The sequence below is a fragment of the Neisseria sp. P0021.S007 genome (assembly GCF_051956855.1).
Genome location: NZ_JBQCXA010000404.1, coordinates 1 through 757 on the forward strand (window position 1 = coordinate 1; position 757 = coordinate 757).

Below are 757 nucleotides of genomic sequence, written 5' to 3' on the forward strand. Positions count from 1 at the left end.
GTTTGGGGCGGAAGGAATTTGCGGATATTGCCGAACAACATTTGCGACAAGCCGCCGAAAGTGCAGGCTGGCCGTCTGAAAGCTGGCATGATGCGCCGGTGTTTATCGGTTCCAGTTCCTATTCCATCTCCGAATATGAAAACCGCCATTTTGCGGGCAATAGGGCGGTAGAAGAACACAATTTGCTTTATCTCGCCGAAGATTTGCGCCGGCGCAGCGGCAATCGGCAGATTTTCAGTTTCGCTACTGCCTGCACTTCATCCGCCCATGCGCTGATTCAGGCGGATAACTGCTTGCGCGGCGGGGCGGAGCGTGCCTTTGTGCTTGGCATTGAAAACCTCAACCGGCTGACTTTGCTGCATTTTCACAGCTTGGGTTTGCTGGCCGAACACTATCAGCCTTTTGGCGGAAACGGTTTGATTTTAGGCGAAGGTGTTGCCGCGCTTGCCTTATCTTCTGCTGCTCCCGAATCTTCTTCAGGCCGTCTGAAACTTATCGGACACGCCGCCAATACAGGCAATGACCTGATTCAAAGCGATGGCCAAGCGCAAGAGCAGGTGATGCGTCGAGCTTTGGATGTTGCAGGCATCGCTCCTGAAAGCATTGCAGCCGTTAAAACACACGGCATCGGCACGGCTGACAGCGATGCCGCCGAATTGGCCGCACTGGAAAATATATTCGGTACACTGCCGCCTTTGATGGCGTTCAAACCGCAAATTGGACACACGCTTGGCGCCACGGCAGCCCTTGAAACAGC

The 757-nt window shown here is 54.3% G+C and carries 1 protein-coding gene; it reads left to right on the forward strand.

The genetic code is table 11. The features are described from left to right. A partial coding sequence (locus ACTHUR_RS13655; protein WP_440399069.1) for a beta-ketoacyl synthase N-terminal-like domain-containing protein occupies window positions 1-757 on the forward strand: 757 nt, incomplete at both ends.